The 18,222-nt window shown below is 68.7% G+C and carries 8 protein-coding genes; 1 reads left to right on the top strand and 7 read right to left on the bottom strand.

The window, feature by feature from the left end:
- Positions 1 to 7: 7 nt before the first annotated feature.
- From QTH90_RS14470 to QTH90_RS14495, 6 genes are all read right to left on the bottom strand, one after another.
- Positions 8 to 11,413 (bottom strand): cadherin-like domain-containing protein, encoded by an 11,406-nt coding sequence (locus QTH90_RS14470; protein ID WP_286665241.1) that lies wholly within the window; start codon positions 11,411 to 11,413, stop codon positions 8 to 10.
- Between the two features lie 162 nt (positions 11,414 to 11,575).
- Entirely contained in the window at positions 11,576 to 12,289 is a 714-nt protein-coding gene (locus QTH90_RS14475; protein WP_286665242.1) for a MarC family protein, read from the bottom strand.
- A complete protein-coding gene (locus QTH90_RS14480) occupies positions 12,286 to 12,669 on the bottom strand; it encodes a DUF1622 domain-containing protein (RefSeq protein ID WP_286665243.1) in 384 nt (127 codons plus the stop codon). Before QTH90_RS14480 ends, QTH90_RS14475 begins: the two co-directional genes overlap by 4 nt.
- Before the next feature lie 91 nt (positions 12,670 to 12,760).
- On the bottom strand, positions 12,761 to 13,156 hold the full coding sequence (locus QTH90_RS14485) for a response regulator transcription factor (RefSeq protein WP_353506614.1): 396 nt from the start codon (positions 13,154 to 13,156) through the stop codon (positions 12,761 to 12,763).
- A gap of 47 nt (positions 13,157 to 13,203) precedes the next feature.
- Complete coding sequence (locus QTH90_RS14490) at positions 13,204 to 13,818, bottom strand: response regulator transcription factor (RefSeq protein WP_286665244.1); 615 nt, start codon at positions 13,816 to 13,818, stop codon at positions 13,204 to 13,206.
- Between the two features lie 16 nt (positions 13,819 to 13,834).
- The gene (locus QTH90_RS14495; protein WP_286665245.1) at positions 13,835 to 15,712 is read right to left on the bottom strand and encodes a sensor histidine kinase; all 1,878 of its coding nucleotides are present in this window, start codon (positions 15,710 to 15,712) and stop codon (positions 13,835 to 13,837) included.
- A gap of 150 nt (positions 15,713 to 15,862) precedes the next feature.
- On the opposite strand from QTH90_RS14495, the gene QTH90_RS14500 reads away from it, so the two are divergent.
- Positions 15,863 to 17,029, top strand: coding sequence for a hypothetical protein (locus QTH90_RS14500; protein WP_286665246.1), 1,167 nt, complete (start codon positions 15,863 to 15,865; stop codon positions 17,027 to 17,029).
- Between the two features lie 152 nt (positions 17,030 to 17,181).
- Here QTH90_RS14500 and QTH90_RS14505 read toward each other — a convergent pair whose 3' ends face one another.
- Positions 17,182 to 18,222 carry an MBL fold metallo-hydrolase gene (locus tag QTH90_RS14505; protein WP_286665247.1) on the bottom strand — a complete coding sequence of 347 codons (1,041 nt, stop codon included), beginning with the start codon at positions 18,220 to 18,222 and terminating at the stop codon, positions 17,182 to 17,184.

Consider the following 18,222-nt stretch of genomic DNA (forward strand, 5'->3'; position numbering starts at 1 on the left):
TTGTTCTTCAGATGCGTGTCGATTCGGGAGCAGGAATGCCTGCCCGGTCGAGTGGATGGAGCCGCTGCGCCGCCTCGCGCAGCTGTTCCCTGAAACCGAGAGCGGTCTGCGGATCGGGCGGCGCAGCGTCCACCGCGAGGTCGTCGGCGTCGACGGTGAAAAGCGACGGGTTCGCGAGCAGCCCGTCGGCGCTGAGGCTGACCCTGCCTTCACGGCCGAGGATCCAGGCCAGGTCGAACTCGCTCTGCTGCCGGCTGACGGCGACGGAGCGCGCGACGTACTGTCCCGCCACTTCGCCGAGGCCGGCGCCCAATGAGGTGCTGCGGATTTCGGGCGTCAGCTGCCAGGCCATCTGGCTGCCGTCGCTGCCCCAGGCGGAAAGCGTCAGGGCGGCGTCGATCTGTTCCACGACGGGGGCGATGTAGATCGCAGGCCGCACGTCGGGGAGCGTCACGTCCGAATAGGTGCGGTCCTGGAGGTAGGAGAAATAGTTGTCGGACGGCGGCGCCACGTAGGGTGCCGGAATGTCGAGGTTGATCAGCAGTTGTGCCGTGTCGGTCGCGCCCGAGCGGTCGCTGATCGTGTAGGTGAACGCATCCTGCAGCACCCGGCCCAGCCCGGCCGAGGCGAGCACGTCGGAGTTGGTCTGGTCGATGGTGTAGGTGTAGCTGCCATCGGCGTTGATGACCAGCGTGCCGTAGCGGCCGACGATGCTCTGGCCCACCGTGCCGGCGGTGCCGCTGCCTGTCTCCGTGCCGGTGCGGATGGCGACCACCTGCAGGTCGTCGCCGCCATCGATGTCGGCGTCGTTCGGCAGCACGTTGCCGGTGGCCTGCGGGGCGGGCGTCTCGTTGGGCGCGACATTGCTGTCGTCCGTCGCGACCGGCGCATCGTTGGCGCCCCGGATCAGCACGTTCAACCGCGCATCGGAAGTTGCGCCAGTGGTGTCGCGCATCCGGTAGGTGAAGCTCTCGCTCAGCGTCTCGCCCGCGGTGCGCAGCGCCTGCACGGTGGGGTTGGCGTTGTCGAGCACGTAGGTGTAGCTGCCATCGGCATTGAGCGTGAGCTGGCCGTAGAGACCCATCAGCACCTGGCCGGCGCCGGCCGATTGCCCCGCCCAGTTGCTCACGGCGAGCACCTGCCGGGTCTCGCCATTGGCCACGCTGTCGACGTCGCTGTCGTTGGCCAGCACATTGCCCGCGGGATCCACGCCCGGAATCTGGTTGGCGATGCCGCCCGCCTCGACGGAGATCGTCGCGTCGTCCCGCGCGATCGGCGTGTCGTTGCGGCCGTCGATCGTGATGCGCAGCTCGGCCGAGGAGGGCGCATCCCAGATGTCGGCCAGCGCGTAGGTGAAGGTGTCCGTCAGCGTCTGCCCGCTCGTGCGCAGGGCTTCGACCTCGGGGAGGCTGTTGTCGAGCACGTAGGTGTAGCTGCCATCGGTGTTGAGCGTCAGGTCGCCGTACAGGCCGCGCAGCGAGGTCCCGAGCGTGCCGGCCGTTCCGCTGCCTGCCGAGGTGCCCGTGCGGAAGCCGGTCACGACCAGCGTGTCGCCCTCGACGTCGGTGTCGTTGGTCAGCACGTTCCCCGTCGGGTTCACGCCCGCCTGCGCGTTGTTCAGTCCGGCCGCCTCGACGGCGGTGGCGGCGTCCGCGACGCCCTTCGGCGGATCGTTGAGGCCCACGACGATGATGTGGATCTGGGCCAGGTCGTCGAGCCCGCCCAGGTCCGTCGCCCGGTAGGTGAAGTACTCGTCGGCGAACTGCAGCAGGCCCAGTGCCTGCACGGCGGGGTTGTTGACGTCGACGAAGTAGGTGGCCGTGCCGTCGCTGCCGATGTTCAGGCGGCCGTAGAGGCCGTCGATCGCCGTGCCGTCGAGGTTGCTCGTGCCCGGCGCGACGTTCACCAGCGCACCGCCCGCCGCTTCGGTGCCCACGCGGACGCCGGACACGCGCAGCACGTCGCCCACGTCGACATCGGTGTCGTTGTTCAGCACGTTGCGCGTCGGGTTGAAGACGCGCCCGGCGCCGTTGTTGGCGAGCGCCACCGCCACGTCGTTGACCGCCACCGGCGCGTCGTAGGCGCCCCGGATGACGATGTTCAGCTGCGCGATGTCCGTCGCGCCAGCGAGGTCGCGCATGCTGTAGGTGAACACTTCGTTCAACGTCTCGCCCGCTCGCAGCGCCTGCACCGCCGCCGCGCTGTTGTCGAGCTGGTAGGTATAGCCGGTGCCGTTCGCGGCCGTCGTGAGGGTGCCGTAGCGTCCGATGACGTTCAGGGTCGGGGCCACCGCCGTGAACGCGCCGCCAGCGGCTTCGGTGCCGGCACGGATGCCGGTGACGGTCCGGGTGTCGCCGGCATCGACGTCGGTGTCGTTGGCCACCAGGTCGATCTGCGGGTTGAGGCCCGGCGTGCCGTTGAAGGTGCCGCCGGCCTCCACCGCGATGGCGGCATCGTCCACTGCCACCGGGTTGTCGTTGCGACCCTGGATGATGACGGTGAGCGGTGCCGAGCTGGTGGCGCCGGCCCGGTCGCGGACCTGGTAGGTGAAGTTTTCCGTCAGCGTGTCGGAACTGGTGCGCAACGCCTGGACGGCCGGGTTGTCGTTGTCCAGCGTGTAGCTGAGCGTGCCATCGATGTTCAGGAGGATCGAGCCGTACAGGCCGGGGAAGGGGGTACCGATGACGCCGTTGATGATGCCGCGCGCGATGTCGACCGCGATCACGAGTTCCCCCGAGCCATCGACATCGTCGATCAGGTCGACCACGTTTCCGGTCGGATCGACCCCAGGGATGTTGTTGCTCTGTCCGCCGGCCTCGACCGCGACGACCACCACCGGGTGGGCCACCGGCGTGTCGTTGGCGCCATGGATGGTCACGTTCAGCGTGGCGCGGTCCTGGGTGCCGGCCGCGTCGATCACGGTGTAGCTGAAGCTGTCGGTGAGCGTGTCGACGTCGAGGCGCAGGGCTTCCACGGCGGGGTCGTCGTTGTCCACGCGATAGGTGTACGAGCCGTCGGCATTCAAGGTCAGCCAGCCGTAGGCGCCGCGCAACTCGGTGCCGAGCACGCCCGCGGTGCCGGTGCCTGCTTCGGTGCCGGTGCGCACGGACGACACGGCCCGTGTCTCGCCGTAGTTCACCGGGTCCGTCGGGACCTCGCCGCCGTCCACGTCGGCATCGTTGGCAAGCACATTGCCGGTCGGTTCGACCCCGGGCTGGTCGTTGTGCAGGCCGCCCGCCTCGAGCGCGGAAGCGGCATCGTCGGCCGCCACCGGGTTGTCGTTCTGGCCGCGGATCAGCGCGATGACTTCGCCCTGGTCGGTTTCGCCGTTGCCGTCGTCGACGGTGAAGGTGAAGCGTTCGATCAGGACATCGGAGATCAGGCGCAGGGCCTGTACCGCGGCGTTGTTGTTGTTGACCGCGTAGGTGTAGGCGCCACTGGCCTGCAAGGTGAGCGTGCCGTACTGGCCGACAACGACCGCGCCCGTCGCCCCGACCGGCGTGTCGATGCCGCCCGCGCCCTCGGCGCCGGCACGGACGAAGGTCACGGTCAACGGATCGCCGTCCGGATCGAAGGACGCGCTCGTGGCATCGCCGGTCGGGTCGACGCCCGGCGTGGCGTTGGCGATGCCGCCGCGTTCGGTGGCCAGCGCCACGACGTTCTGCGCCACCGGCGGGTCGTTTACCCCACGCACGGTGATCACGAGCTGCGCCAGGTCGGTGAGGCCGCTGGTGTCGGTGAGCTGGTAGGTGTAGATGACGTCGACCGTCTGCCCCGCCTGCAGTGACTGGAGCGTGAGGTTGTCGCTGTTGACGTCGAAGGTGAAGGCGCCATCGGCCCCGATCACCAGCGTGCCGAAATCTCCCGCCACCGGCACGCCGGCCTGCAGTGCGTAGGTGCCGGCGATCGAGGTGCCGTTGGCCAGGCTGGTGCCGGGCGCCACGCCGGACAGCACCACGCCCGGCCCTTCGGGCCCGGTGCCGATGCCGGTCACGACCAGCACCGAGTTTGGGTTGTCGGTGCGGTCCACGTCGAGATCCACGCCATTGCCTCCCGGCTGCTCGATGGTGCCCGGGCGACTCGGGAAGCGGATGACGTTGCCGGCCGGATTGCTTTCCTGCGCATTGCCGTTGGTGGAGGCAGCCTGCGCGTCCGCATGGTCGTCGCTTGCCACCGGGTTGTCGTTGGCGCCGGAGATGATGATGCGCAGCTCGGTCAGGTCGTCGAGTCCGGCGGCATCCGTGACCCGGTAGCTGAAGATGTCGTCCAGTACGTCGCCGGGCACCATGCGCTGCACGGTCGGGTCGTTGTCGAAGACGACGTAGGTGTAGGTCCCGTCCGCGCCGATGGTCAGGGTCCCGTAGCGGCCGATCACAGCCGTGCCGGTGCCGCTGGATGTGCCGGGCGTCACCACGGAAATCGGCCCCTGTGCCAGCGGCCCCACATTGCGGACCCCCGTGACCTGCTGCGTCTCGCCATTGGCGACGCTGTCGACATCGCTGTCGTTCGCCAGCACATTGCCCGTGGCGTTGCTGCCCGGGGTGGTGTTGTTCACGCCGCCGGCCTCGACGGCGTTGCCCACATCGAAGACGGCCACCGGCGTGTCGTTGGCGCCGTGGATGGTGACGGTCAGCACCGCCGTGTCGCGAAGGCCCTCGATGTCAGAGAGCGTGTAGGTGAAGCGTTCGACCAGGGTCTGGCCTGAAAGCCGCAGGGCCTGGACCGTCGGGTCGTCGTTGTTGACGACGTACTGGTAGCCGCCGTTGGCGCCTACGGTCAGCGTGCCGTAGAGGCCGGCGACCGAGTTGGCGCCGATCGAGGGCAAGCCGAACTGCGGGCCGCCTTCGCGGCCGAAGGTGATCACGCGCAGCCGATCGGCGTTGGTGGCGATGTCCACGTCCGTGTCGTTGTCGAGCAGGTTGCCGGTCGGGTCGACCCCGATGAGCCGGTTGTCCGTGCCGCCGGCTTCGGTTGCGTCCGCCGCGTCGTCGACCGCAACGGGCTGGTCGTTCACGGGCGCGAGCACGATCTGCAGGGTGTCCCGGTCGCTCAGGGCGTCGGCGGGGTTCTGGGTCGGATTGCCGTCGCCGTTCGCGTCGCCGGTGTTGCCGCGGTCGTTGGTCAGGATGGTGAGCGTGTCGGTGCCGTTGTAGTCGGGGTTGCCCAGGTACTGCAGGTTGGCCAGCGCGAGGTTCAGCGCGGCGAGATTGCCGCTGACTCCCAGCGTGCCCGTCGCGGAGCCGGTCACCGTCACGCCGGGCGGAACGCTCGAGAGCGACAGCGTGCCGTGCAGCACCGAGAGCGTGATGTCGAGCGTGCCGCCGGCCGCATCGACGTCGGTCACCGACAGGCCGGCGATGGGCAGCGTCACGTCTTCGAGGCCGCTCGGCGGCACGGCGGGCAGGTGGTTCTCGGGTGCGTCGTTCTGCTCCACGTAGCCAGCGTTCGCGGCGGCCGTCGCACTTTCGCCGAGGGTCACGACGACCTGGCCGAGCGGGCTGGCGGCGTCGGTGTCGATGCGCACGCGCAGGTCGCCCAGCGGCTGCGGATAGCTGATGGTCCCGCTCGGCGTGTCGATGCGGAACACGCCGGCAGGCAGCACGCCGAAGCGGTACTGCCCGTTGACATCGGTCGTCGTCGTGAACACGCGGTTGTCGGCCGCAGTGGCAAGGTTGCCGTCTACGCCGCCCCAGGTCAGGCTCACGGTCTGCCCGGCAAGCGGCGGGCCGTCAGGCGCTGCGCTGGTGGTGGCGCTGGCCGTGTCGTCCCACAGCGTGCCCTGGATGATGCCGAGGCCTGCGCCTTCCGCGAGCACGTAGGTGTTCGGCGTGCCGCCGATGCCGGTGCGTTCGCCGTTGACGGTGCCATCGACGCCCACGGGCGTGCCACCCCACGTGGTGAAGGTTTCCGGAAGGCTGGACCACGTCAGCACCGCGTTGCTGCTGGCAATGGCGGCCGCGTTCGGCAGCGTGACCTGGTAGACCACCTGGACTTGCGCGCCGGGGTCCAGACGGTCGAAGTCGACCGTCAGCCCGCCGACGGTGCCGACGGCAATCCCAGCCGGGAGATTGGCCGCCGTATAGACCGTGCCGTTCAGCGTGAGGCTGACGAAGGTGTAGGCGCTGCCGACCGGGAACGAGTCGGCGAGATGCGTGTTGAATGCGGGCAGCGTCCCGTTCTCGGTGAAGCTCACCGCCACGGTGGCCGTGCCGGTGGCGCCGGCCGGATTCGGGTTGAAGTCGATCACGCGCTTGTCGACGCCGTTGAAGGCCGGTTCGACGATCCGCTCGCTCACGATGTTGCTATCCGCGCGCGGCCCGCCGCCGACGAGTTCGCGGGCCGACACGTTCAACACAGCGCCCGCCGTGTTGGACGCCTGGTTGAGCACGCGGGCGTTGAACTCCAGCGAGATCCCCTCCAGGTCGGGATCGTTGGGGAGGCCGTTGACCATGTTGCCGAAGTCGAAGGTGATCGTCTGGCTGCCGTCGGGGTTGACGACCACGTGGATGAGCGCCGGATTGAACACGCCCGTCGGTGCCGCGCCGGTGAGCGTGGGCGTGATGTCCTGGGCTTCCGGGCTGTTCTCGTTGCCGTTGATGAGCAGCGTGCCGCTGAGGGCGAGGTTGGCGTCGGTCGTCAGCTCGTTCTGCGAGATGAGGGCGACGCGCACCGCGTTCTGGAGCGCATCGGGCGCGATGAAGCCGAGGCCGCTGGGCAGCGTGACCTGCACGTGATAGTCGGGGTTGTTGCCCTCGGGCACCAGCACCAGCACCCGGTAGCGGATCACTTCGCCGATGGTGACCTGCTCCAGCGGCGCGGATGTGGGCGACACGGCCGGCGTGTCCGGAAGGCCGCCGACACGCGAGATCCGGATGCCCTGGGCCACCTCGAAAGTCAGCACGTTACTGCGCCGATAGTCATTGAGCACGCCGGTGTTGAGCAATCCGTCGACACCGGTCCGTTCGCCGGCCGGGTCGGCCGTGCCGGCGGTGCTGCCGTTGAGGCTGGTCCACTGCACCTGCGCCGTGTTGGTGAACAGGGGCTCGGACGCTGCCGAAGCGTTGACGACCCCGGTGATGCGCAACACGATGCTGCCGCCCCTGCCGATGTCGATGTTGGCGCCGGCGGCCGTGCGCAACTGGCCGCCGACGATCTCGAACCCGGCGCCGCCGTTGTTGGTCGCGGCGCCCTGATAGGTCACGCCCGCCAGCGTCAGGTTGTCCAGTTCGGTGGGCAGGCTGTCGAGCAGGCTGATGTCGAAGGCGTCGAAGTCGCCGCTGCCGCTGCCGTTGCTGATCGTGATGGTGAATTCGACCGGGTCGCCATTGTCGAAGCCCAGGCTCGGATTGGTGATGAGCGCCTGCGCGATCTGCAGCGTCGGTTCCCGCACCGTCACGATGGGCGCGCCGCCAGTCAGCGCCACGTTGCGGTCGACGGGCACGGTGCCGTTGGGCGTGTCGGTGTCCGGGTCGCTGTAGATGATCTGCGCGCTGTTCTGCAGGGCCCGGTTCGCCTGGTTGCCGCTGACGTTGCTCGCCACCAGCCGCACCCGCACGACGAAGCTGTTGTTGTTGATGACGTTGTCCGCCGTGGCGCCCGCGGCGGTGAAGGCCAGCCGGGCGCCGGCGCCGTCGTCGCCAATGGTGCCCGAGGTGGCGCCGATCGCGCCGGGCGTGACCGTGCCGTTGAAGTTCGCACCCAGTGCCGCGCTGCCCGCCGTCGTCGTGATGAGCTCGTAGCCGAGCCCGCCGTTGAAGCCGGTGTCCAGGCGCAGGCCGGCCGGAATCAGGTCGTCCAGCCGCAAGGACTGCGTGGTGCCTTCGGGCAGCGTCACGACGATGTCGTAGAGCATGCTTTCGCCGACCACGAGGTCGCTGCCCGTGGTGTGCGTGGCGCTCGAATCGTTGTTGTCCAGGCTGCCGCCCGCGAAGTTCTTGATGACTGCGGGCGCGGCGACCTGCTGGTTCGCCAGCTCGGTGATATCGACCGGCGCGAAGTCGGAGCCCCCATTGACGCTGGCGTAGCGGGTCAGCGCGGCGGTGCTCTGCAGCGTGCGGGCCGCGTCGATGGTGGCGCTGGCTACCACGTCGTAGGTGATGACCACCATGTTGGCGCCGCTCGCATCGGCGGCCGTGCCCGGACGGCCGGGTGCCAGCGTGGCGACCGCGCCGGCATCGAGAAAGGTGATCTCGTTGCCGGACACGCTGTAGTCGGTGCCGGCCACGAGCAGGCTGCCGTCGCCACGGTAGATCCGCAGGTTCGCAGCCGCCAGGCTGTTGCCGACGAAGCTCAGGCCGGCCGGCAGGGTGACGGTGGTCTGCACGTCGAACGCACCGCCGCCGCCGCGGTTTTCGATGGCGGTGGCCAGGCGCAAGGTGTCGCCCGCGTCGATGCCGGTGACGTCGCCGTTGACCGCCGCAAGCTCGGTCACGCTGCCCTGGAAAGGCACGCCCGCGGTTCCGGGCGCGTTCCATATGCCGGTCGTGCCCGTCACCGTGCCGTGGCTCGTGGACACCACGCCGTGGCGGATGTCCAGCACCGGCTCGGCCACCGAGGTGATCACCGCCACGTCGGACGAGACCAGATGGTTCTTCACGATCGTCGTCTGCTGGTCGGACTGCGCCAGCACGTCGAGCTCGCGCTGGTCGGCGAAGGGCTGGTCGCCCACGCGCAGGGTGAACTGCACTTCGATCCGGCTGCCGTTGACGGTGGGATTGACGTAGTTGCCGAAGTCGAAGACGACCGAGTTGCCGGGCCCGGTGGTGACCGAGTCGATGCCGTCGGGGTTCGTGTTTCCCGGGCCCAGCGTCCACTGGCCGATGCCGGCGCCCTGGCTCCAGGTGACGCCTGCAAGATTGAGCAGCGGCTGCGGCATGTAGGCGGTGAGCCGGAAGCTCTCGTAGTCGCCGGTCACCAGGTCGTAGCTCATGCGGAAAGTGACCACGTCGCCCGGATGCAGCTCGGGCGTGGCCGCCGGCAAGCCGCCGTTGACCGACACCAGCTGGATGTCGACCTGGCGCGTGGGAATCGTGCTCGTGGTCGCGGACCCATCGGACTCGTCGAAGCCCGTCAGGTTGAAACCATCGACCAGCAAGGTTCCAGCTACGGTGGCGTTGTTGCCGAGCGCGTCGCCTTCGTTGATCTCGCTGTGCGGCGGATGCGGCGTCGTGTAGCTCTGCGCGACGGTGGCGCCATAGCTGATCACCGCCGTGGTGGCCCCGTCTCGGAAGTCCTCGAAGGCCAGGTCGCCGATGAGTGCGCCGAGCGTCACGAGGCCGCCGCTCGGTGCCGTCCGCAGCGATTCGGCGAGATCGAAGACCAGCGTCGTCGTGCCGTCGGCGTTCGGCGTGCTCGTGACGATGAGCGGAATGGCCTGCGTGACGCCGCCGCGCGTCACGCTGAGGGTGGCGGGGCCGTTGAAGGTCTGGCCGTCGGCCAGCGTGTCGGTGATCGTGAAGCTGCCGTCGCCGAAGAAGTTCTCGCCGACGGCGAAGAAGTCCGAGATCGCCACGTTCAGCGTGTAGCGCAGCGTGTCGCCGGGGCTGAGGCCCGCCGTGCCCACGTCCGCCTGCACGGTGGCCTGCTTGATGAGGCTCAGGGACTTCGCGACGAAGCTGGCGCCGGCGCCACTGCCGGTGTTCGAGAAGCCGACGTCGGTGGCCGGAGGGACGACATCCCGTGGGTCCACCGGCGTCCATCTGCCGCTGACGGTCGGCGAGCCGAAGGTGATGGTGGTGTCGTCGCCGGTGATCGGGTCGACGACTGCCGTGCCGTCCGCGCCCGCTTCGGGCACGTAGAAGTTGACCACGGTGTTGGTCGGCGCGCTCAGCGTGGCGTAGGTGATCGTGTAGGCGCTGAGGAACACGGCGTCGCTGCCGATGGCCACCGCGATGGCCGTGGGATCGGTGATCACGGTGCCGTCGCGCAGCGTGATCGACGTCAGCGTGCCGCCCGCACCGGGCACGATCGAGTTGACCTGGATGTCGCCGGGCAACTGCTGCGTGACCGACACGTTGGTCAGCGTCTGGCCGGGCGCGGGCGTGACGGTGACCGTCTGCGAGTGCGGATAGTTCGGGCCGGTAACGGTCTCGCCCTCGGGCATGTTGATGGACTGGTCGATCGTGACGAGCGTCGGGTGCACGACGAAGTCGTGGAGCGAGCCCTCGATCAGGCTGGGGTCGACCGTCGGGTTGTCGAGCGCATCGTTGCCGAACTCGAAGCCGCCGCGCGCCCGGATGGTGAGATTCGGCGCGCCGTTGGACAGGTCGGTGTCGGCCAGGTTGCTGAGCTGGGCCGTGACCTGCACGGCGACCGTCGGCTGGTCCTGCGACAGGCTGCCGTAAGGCAGCTGCAGCACCACCATCTGGTCGCCGGGGCGCATGCCGACGCTGGCTGCGTTGATGATCACGGGGTTGCCGCTCGAATCGCGCGCCAGCGGATGCGTGGCATTGCCGGCCGGATCGAAAGTCAGCACGAAGGACTTGACCGGCTGCCCGAGGTAGGTGGCCGAGATAAAGGTGGCGCCGTCGTTGCCGTCCTTCCCGGTCGCTGGCATGAAGATGTCGACGAACGGGCCATAGCCGTCGTCCGCCGAGGTGTTGCTCATGTTGACCGTGAAGCTGAACTGGCCGCCGAGCAGTGCATCGGTTCCGCCCGTCGTCAGGCCGACGCTCGGGCCGGCGGCCAGCAATCCCTGGAAGCTGGCGAGCGAACTAGCGCTGAGCGCGATTGCCTTGTCGACGTCGCCGCTGCGGACCTCCAGCGTCCAGTTGCCGCCAGCGGCCGTGCTGCCGGTGTTGTCGCTGGATGCGCCCACGTCCGCGCCGGTCCAGTGTGCGAGTTCGTTCACCAGGGCCTGTCCCGCCGCGCCCGCGCCGACGTTGCAGCCATAGAGCTGGATGTCCGCGCCCGGCGCCAGTTCGTTGCGCCAGTGGCCGAGCACGCCGCTGGCCTCGTCGATGTTGTCGCTGGTCAGCGTGCGGTTGCCGAGCGTGAACTGCCCCGAGGCCCCGTGCGAGAAGATCTGGATCGAATCCACCGGCCCCATCTCGGCCAGCGCAGCGGTGATGGCGGCGAGCCCATCGGTGCGGCTGTCGACCACCAGCAGCCTGGTGTCGGCGGGGAGCTGGGCGGCAAGCTGCTCGCGGTTCTCGACGCGGCTGTCGATCACCACCAGTTGATGGGACGCGGGGAGTGCCGGTGCGGAAGGTGGCGGCCCCTCGGACGCTGGACGCGCCGCGGCAGTGTCGATGGGGGCCGCCGTGGCGGCGTGCGCCGCATCGGCATGGTGCTGCTGCTCGACAGCCGACGCGGCAGCGCCGTCGAACAGGATGCGCGGCTCCAGGGCCAGCGCATGCGTGTGGGGTCTGAGCCAGTCGAAAGAGGCGGAAGCGGACGTTGCACGCGAATTCATGAGGACTCCATCGAAGGTGCCTCGCGTTGGTTCAGCCGCAGGGGCCGCATCCACGAAGCCGACCTCGTTGAATGTTGCGGAGCCAGTTTGCCATCCGTGCAAGGCAATGAGCCTGCAAAGGCACTGCCCTTAAGGGCAGGCTTGTTAAAAAATGTAGTGCTCCTATCGAACCAGAATCGTCAGCAGATACAGCGCCGCCAGCATGATGGAAAGGGACAGTGCGACCTGCATCACCCCCAGCACCGCCCCCAGGACCTGTAGCACCGCGACCACGGCGGGCCGCATGATGCTGCGCACGAAAATCATGGCGAGAAGGTTCAGCATCATCACCATTGCCAGCATGGCGAAGGTGACCTCGGTGCGTTCCGCGTCGCCGCTCAAGGTGAGCAGCAGGATCACCGCGGCGATGCCATAGGGCGTCACCAGCATCGGAAACGCGATCTTCATCGGACCCGGCGGCGTCACCGGCGATGCATCGGTCGGGCGAGGCGGCGGCGCCTCGTACTGCGCCAGCACGCCCCGCAGCGCCACCAGGAAGAAGATCAACCCCGCGGTGAACTGCAGCACGCCGACGGGCACCATCCACTTCACCGCGAGCGCGCGTCCGATGAAGCCGCCGGCGGCCAGCGCGACGATGCCGATGGCCGCAGCCTTCAGCGCCAGCATGCGCAATGCGCGCGAGTCCATCGTGCCCGTGGCCTGCGCGAAAGGACCCAGCAGCTTGAGCGGTCCGAGCGTGATGAAGAACAGGGTGAAGAGTTGTCCGGCATCGAGGAGGTAGCCGCCGGCATGCGCCGGCGCGGCCATCGCGGCTGCCGGCAGCGCGAGGGCGGCGCTCGCGGCGCCGGCCTTGGCAATGGAGTGAAAGAGCGTCATGGCCGTTCCCCTTGCCGGGCAGCGGCCAGCTCCGCGTTCTCGCGCACGATCCTGCGGGCGGCTTCGAGGTCGCGTCCGAGGAAGAAGCCGAGCACGGTCCGGATGGCCGCGATGGTGGCCAGGCGCCCCAGTTCGTCCCAGCTCGGCGACACCACGGTCGACACCAGGTCGGCGGCCAGCAGGAACTCCAGGCCCACCATCATCCAGCGCGACAGCCCTTGCCAGACCTCCAGCGCGACCTCGTTGGGCGGACGGCGCGCGAACAGGCCGGCAAGCAGTTTGCCGAAGGCCATTCCTGCGCCGAGGGCGAGCAGCAGGAGCGTCGCGGCCTCGAGCAGACGAGACAGGAGGTGCGCCGAGTTGTGAAGCAGTTCTTCCATGAGGGCTCCGGGCTGCTTGCCCCTTCAGGGCGCAAGCCGAACTCGTGAGCGTTGTACCGTCATGCCCTGGCCCCCGGAACTAGTCTTTGGTTTAAGGGCTGGCGTCCTTGCCCGACAGCGCAGTGCCGATGGCTGCCAGCAGTTCGTCGCTGGAGAAGGGCTTGCGCAGCAGGCGCGACGCATTCGCGTCAAACGCCATGCGGCCGAGCGCGAGATCGTCGCTTGCCGTGATGAAGACCACCGGGATGTCGAGGCTCGCCGCGCGCATGCGCATCTGCACCTCGAAGCCCGAGAGGCCGGCCAGGTGGATGTCGAGGATCGCGCACGAGGGCAGTTGTGCCGGCTGCGAGGACAGCGAGGCCAGGAACTCTTCGCCTGAGGCGAACGCGGCCACCCGGTAGTCGGCCAATCGCAGCACGCGGCCCAGCATCGTCCGCATGGGCGATTCATCATCCACCACGGCAATGAGCGGATCGGCGCTGGCCACGGCCGAACGGTAGCGCTTTGGCGCGGCACCGGGGACTGGACTTTGGTTCAGTCTCCGGTCGATTCAATGCCCAGTCTGGCCGCGACGTGCATCAGTTCGGCGACGGTGTGTACCTGCATGCGCTCCATGATCCGTGCGCGATGGAACTTGACGGTCTGCTCCACGATGCCGAGGTCGCCGGCGATCTGCTTGTTGAGGCGCCCCCGGACCACGGCGGCCAGCACCTCGCGCTCGCGCACGGTCAGCGAGGCGAGCCGCTGCTTCGATGCGGCGATCTCGTCCCCGGCGCGGCGCCTTGCCGCATCCTCGGTGATGGCGGCGCGCACCGCGGCGAGCAATGCGTCGGCCGTGACCGGCTTGGTGAGGAAGTCCGCCGCGCCGGCCTTGATCGCCTGCACCGACATCGGGATGTCGCCATGGCCGGTGAGGAACACGATCGGCAGCGTCTGCCCCAGGTCGAAGAGCCGGCGCTGCAACGCCAGCCCGTCCAGGCCCGGCATCGTCACGTCGAGGACGAGGCAGCCGGGCAATGCCGGGCCGCTCCGCGCCAGGAAGGCTTCGGCGGAGTCGAAGGTCTCCACGCTGCATCCCTCTTCGCGCAGCACCCGCGCCAGCGACTTGCGCACTGCGGGATCGTCGTCGACCAGGTAGATGGTTTCCATGTCGGACATCCGGGCCTCATCCATTCTGCTGCCGCACCGGCCACGTGGCGCAGAAGGTCGCGCCGCCCTGGGGATTGTTGAAGGCCGTGAGCGTGCCGCGATGGGCCGTGACGATGGACTGGCAGATGGCAAGCCCGATCCCCGTGCCGCCGGACTTGGTGCTCCAGAAGGCGCTGAAGACGTTCTTGATGTCCGCGGGCGCGATGCCGCTGCCCTGGTCGGTCACGAGGAGGCGAACCTTTGCGCCATCGAGATCGGTGCGGATCTCCAGCCGTCGTCGCGCCGGGTCGATGTCGTTCATGGCGTCGGCCGCATTCAGGATGAGATTGAGCAGCACCTGCTGCAGCTGCACCCGGCCGCCATCGACCAGCGGCAAGGGAGCGAGTTCGGTGGCGGGCGTGACGTGTCGGGTCATCAGTTCGGAGCGCGCGAGCTCGAGCGTCTCCGTCACCAGTTCGTTCAGGTCCATCGGCGCCAGCTGCAGCTCGCCGCGCCGGAAGAGCGCGCCCAGGCGGCGGATGACCTCCGCCGCGCGCAGGTCCTCGGTGATGATGTCGTCGCAGATGTCCTTGAGTTCGGCAAGGTCGGGGTGCTCGCGGCCGAGCATCTTGCGCGCTGCCTCGGCGTTGCCGAGGATCGCCGCCAGCGGCTGGTTCAGCTGGTGCGCGATGGCGGCGGAGAGCTGGCCCATCATCGACACGCGGGTCATGTGGGTCAGTGCGGCGCGGTCCTTCTCGGCCTGCAGATCCGCCTGCTTGCGCTCCAAGGCGGTCCGGCGGCGCAATCGCCGCTCGACGAGCAACGCGGCGATCAGCGCCGCCTGGATCAGCATCACCGCGAGGATGAGCAGCAACTGGCCGCGGTGCGCTTCCCAGAAGGTGGGCTCCCTGAAGTGAACGATGGCATCGGGCGGAATGTCGGCAATGCCCCAACGCCGCGTCTGCCGCCAGTCGACCTGCGGCACCGACGGCGAGCTTGCGGGCAGGCCCAGGGCGGCGGGCGGCGTGCCGTCGAGCAGCTTGTCGACCGCGATCGCCGCCTGTCGCCCCATCTCCACGTAGCCCGCCATGCGACCGCCGACCACGCCCGTGCCGATGAAGGTGCTGAAAGGGCCGTAGACCGGTGCACCGGCCGCCGCGGTGGCGATGAGCGCAGCCGCTTCGCGGGGCGAGAACTCGCGGCTCGCGCCGTCCCGGAAATAGCCCGGCGTGAACACGACGTCCTCTTTCGACAGTGCGCCGAGCCTTGCCTTCAGCGCATCGGTCGGCAGGCCCGGGAGGAATTCGACGGGCACGCGAATGCCGAGGCGGGCGATGTCGGCGCGGATCTGGGATTCCCAGATGAGGTCCCGGGCGCTCGAACCCGTGACCACCACCAGCCGCTGCGCACCCGGATGCCAGTGCAAGGCTTGCGCGATGGTGCCGCCAAAGTCGTAGTCGACCGGCACGCCGACGACACCGGCGGGCAGCGGCGCGACGGACTGCAGGTACCTCTTGTCGACGGCCAGGTGGACCACCGGCACCTCCGGAAACAGCCCGTCGCGATGGCGCAGCATGAATTCGAGCGCGGGCTCGCCAGCCACGACGATGGCGGCCGGCGGCCGCGTGGCGTACTTCTCCCGCAGGTAGGTGTTGAGGGTCTGGTCGAATGCCGGCCCCGAGAAGGTCGGCCGGTCCAGGAATTCCTCGAAGAGGTCGACGTGCCGCTGCGCTGTGTTCGCGATCCCTTCGCGCAATCCGCGATCGACCTCGACATTGGCCGGGAGCAGGCGGTTGTTCGAGAAAAGCACCAGCACGTTCCGCGTCTCCGCTGCCGTCGCAGGCGGCGAGGCCGCAAGGCAGAAGGCAATCAGCAACAGGGCGAGGCGCATCGTTCCGAGAATGGAATTGCCCATGCCTGTTGCCCATTGGACCAAGGTGCAGTCGCGATTGCCCCTTGGGGCAGTCCAGGGCCGGCACGGGCTGCGGCTGTTTGCCATCGGGCGGCATTCCGCTAGCATTTGGCGCGCCCCTCGGAACCCCGGGGACCACAGGATTGGCACCGCATGCAGGTCTCGTTCAACAGGCATGGTCCGTTCTATCGCTTGCAGCGCCGTCTCGGGCTGGTGACTGACACCGATCTCGCGGTAGGCCGCCGCGCCGTGCTGTTCGTGGCGCTGGCGTGGATCCCTGCCGTGGTGCTTGCCGCGTTCGATGGCCTGGCGCTGGGCCCGGACCACGAGCGGGCCATTCTTCTCGACTTCCGCGCCTATGCATTTGCCATCGCCATTGCGGCCTTCGTGCTCATGGAGGAGATCTCCGACCGGCGCATGGTGAAGCTGGTCGGGCAATTCGAGGCCCGCGACATCGTGCCGCAGGCGTCGCGCGGCTGCATGGCGGCGGCGCGGTCCAACATGGAGCGGCGCACCGGATCGTGGCTGGCGGAGGCCGTCATCCTCGTGCTGGCCTACGTGCTCTCGTACCTCTGGCTCATGCGGGCGCCGATGGGTGCCGATGGGGGCACCTGGCATGGGCGCCTGGTCGATGGCTCGCTCCAGCCGACGCTGCCGGGCTGGTGGGCGATGCTCGTGTCGCTGCCGCTCTACTGGTTCTTCCTCGGCCGCTGGCTGTGGCGGTTCGGGACCTGGGGGCTCATGCTGTACGACATCGCGCGCTGCGACCTGCGCCTGGTCGCCACGCATCCCGACCGCTGCGGCGGCCTGGCCTTCATGGGGCAGTACCCGCAGACCTATGTGCTGTTCGTCCTTGCGGAGAGCACGGTGGTCTCCGCGACGGTGCTCAAGCTGGTCGTGCATGGCGATGCGAGCCTGATGGGCTTCAAGTTCGCGCTGCTGGGGATGATCGCCTTCTTCGCCATTGCGTTCGTCCTGCCGTTGCTGGTCTTCACGCCGCGTCTGCTGTCGCTCAAGCGCGAAGGGCTGGCGCACTACGGTTCGCTCGCCAGCCGCCACAACATCGCCTTCGAGACCAAATGGGTCTCCGCGCGTGAAGTGGAGCCGGCCGAGGAGATGCTGGGAGCGCCCGACCCGTCCTCGCTGGCGGACCTCGCGGCAGGCTACGACCTGGTCAAGCGCATGCTCCCCGTGCCGATCTCGCTGGAGAGCGTCGGGCCGATCGTGCTGGCCGCGCTGGTGCCGCTGGTTTGCGTGGCGGCGACCCAGGTGCCGTTTGAGCAGATCGTCGACACGATCAAGACCTTGCTGCCTCTTTGAAGCGCGCTCAGCCCGACACGGCTTGCGGGGTGGCTGCCGCCTTGGGCGGCTGCGGCTTGGGCTCGCAGCCCGCGAGTGCGACCAGGGCCGCGCAGACGCAAAGAAACGTGAGATTGCGGTAGTTCATGTCCGTCTCCTTCGGCATCGGGGCCTCAGGGCTCCTTGCCGGTCTTCAGCGGGTAACCCGCCTCCCTCCATGCCTTCATTCCGCCGTCGAGCGCCACGGCGCGCAGGAAGCCCATGGATCGCAGGGTCGCGGCGGCGAGCGTCGAGATGTAGCCCAGTTCGCAGCAGGCCAGGATGCGCCGCGTGGGGTCGGGCAGGTCCTGGTTCACGCGCAGTTCGAGCTGGCCGCGCGGCAGCAGCCGGGCGCCGGGGATGTGGCCGCCCTCGTAGGCGTCACGCTCGCGCACGTCGAGCACGATGAGGTCGTCCTCGGCGGCTTCGACCCTCGACCTGAGTTCGGCCAGCGACATGAACGGAACGGTCGATGTCGCCTCGGCCAGCAGGCTCGCCACGGTCTTGCCGCCGCTCATGTTCGTGCGCAGGGCCTCGGTGATGTGCGTGGGCATCGTGAGGTTGAGGCTGCGCATCATCTCCACGAACTCGGCGCGGTCGCGTTTTTGCAGGCGCGGGTTGGTCGCGATCTCGTCCGCGATGGTCGAGTGGCTGCGCCCCTTGTAGTCGTGCGCCGGGTACACCTGCAGCGAAGGGTCGAGGTGCAGCAGCCGGTTGAAGAGACTGTCGTAGAGCGCCTCGGGGTCGCCGCTGGGCAGGTCGGTGCGGCCGGTGCCGCCGATGAGCAGCGTGTCGCCGGTGAAGACGCGGTCCTCGACCTGCAGGCACATCGAGTCGGCCGTGTGGCCCGGCGTGTGCAGGGCCTGCAGCCGCAGCTTGCCGAGCACGACCATCTCGCCGTCGCCGATGCGCATGTCGACGAAGGGCGCCGGGCTCGCGCGGTGCATGACCACGGGCACGTCGAGCCGCCGCGCCAGTTCCCTGGTGGCGGAGAAATGGTCGGCGTGCGTGTGCGTGTCGATGAGATAGCGGATGCGCACGCCGTCGCGCGTGGCCAGCGCGAGGTAGTGATCGATCTGGCTCAGCTCCGGATCGATGAGCGCAGCCACGCAGGTCTGGTCGCAACCGATGAGATAGGACTGGCAACCGCCGGTGGCGACCTGCTCGAAGACCAT

It is taken from the genome of Variovorax flavidus (assembly GCF_030317145.1).
GTDB lineage: Bacteria > Pseudomonadota > Gammaproteobacteria > Burkholderiales > Burkholderiaceae_C > Variovorax > Variovorax flavidus.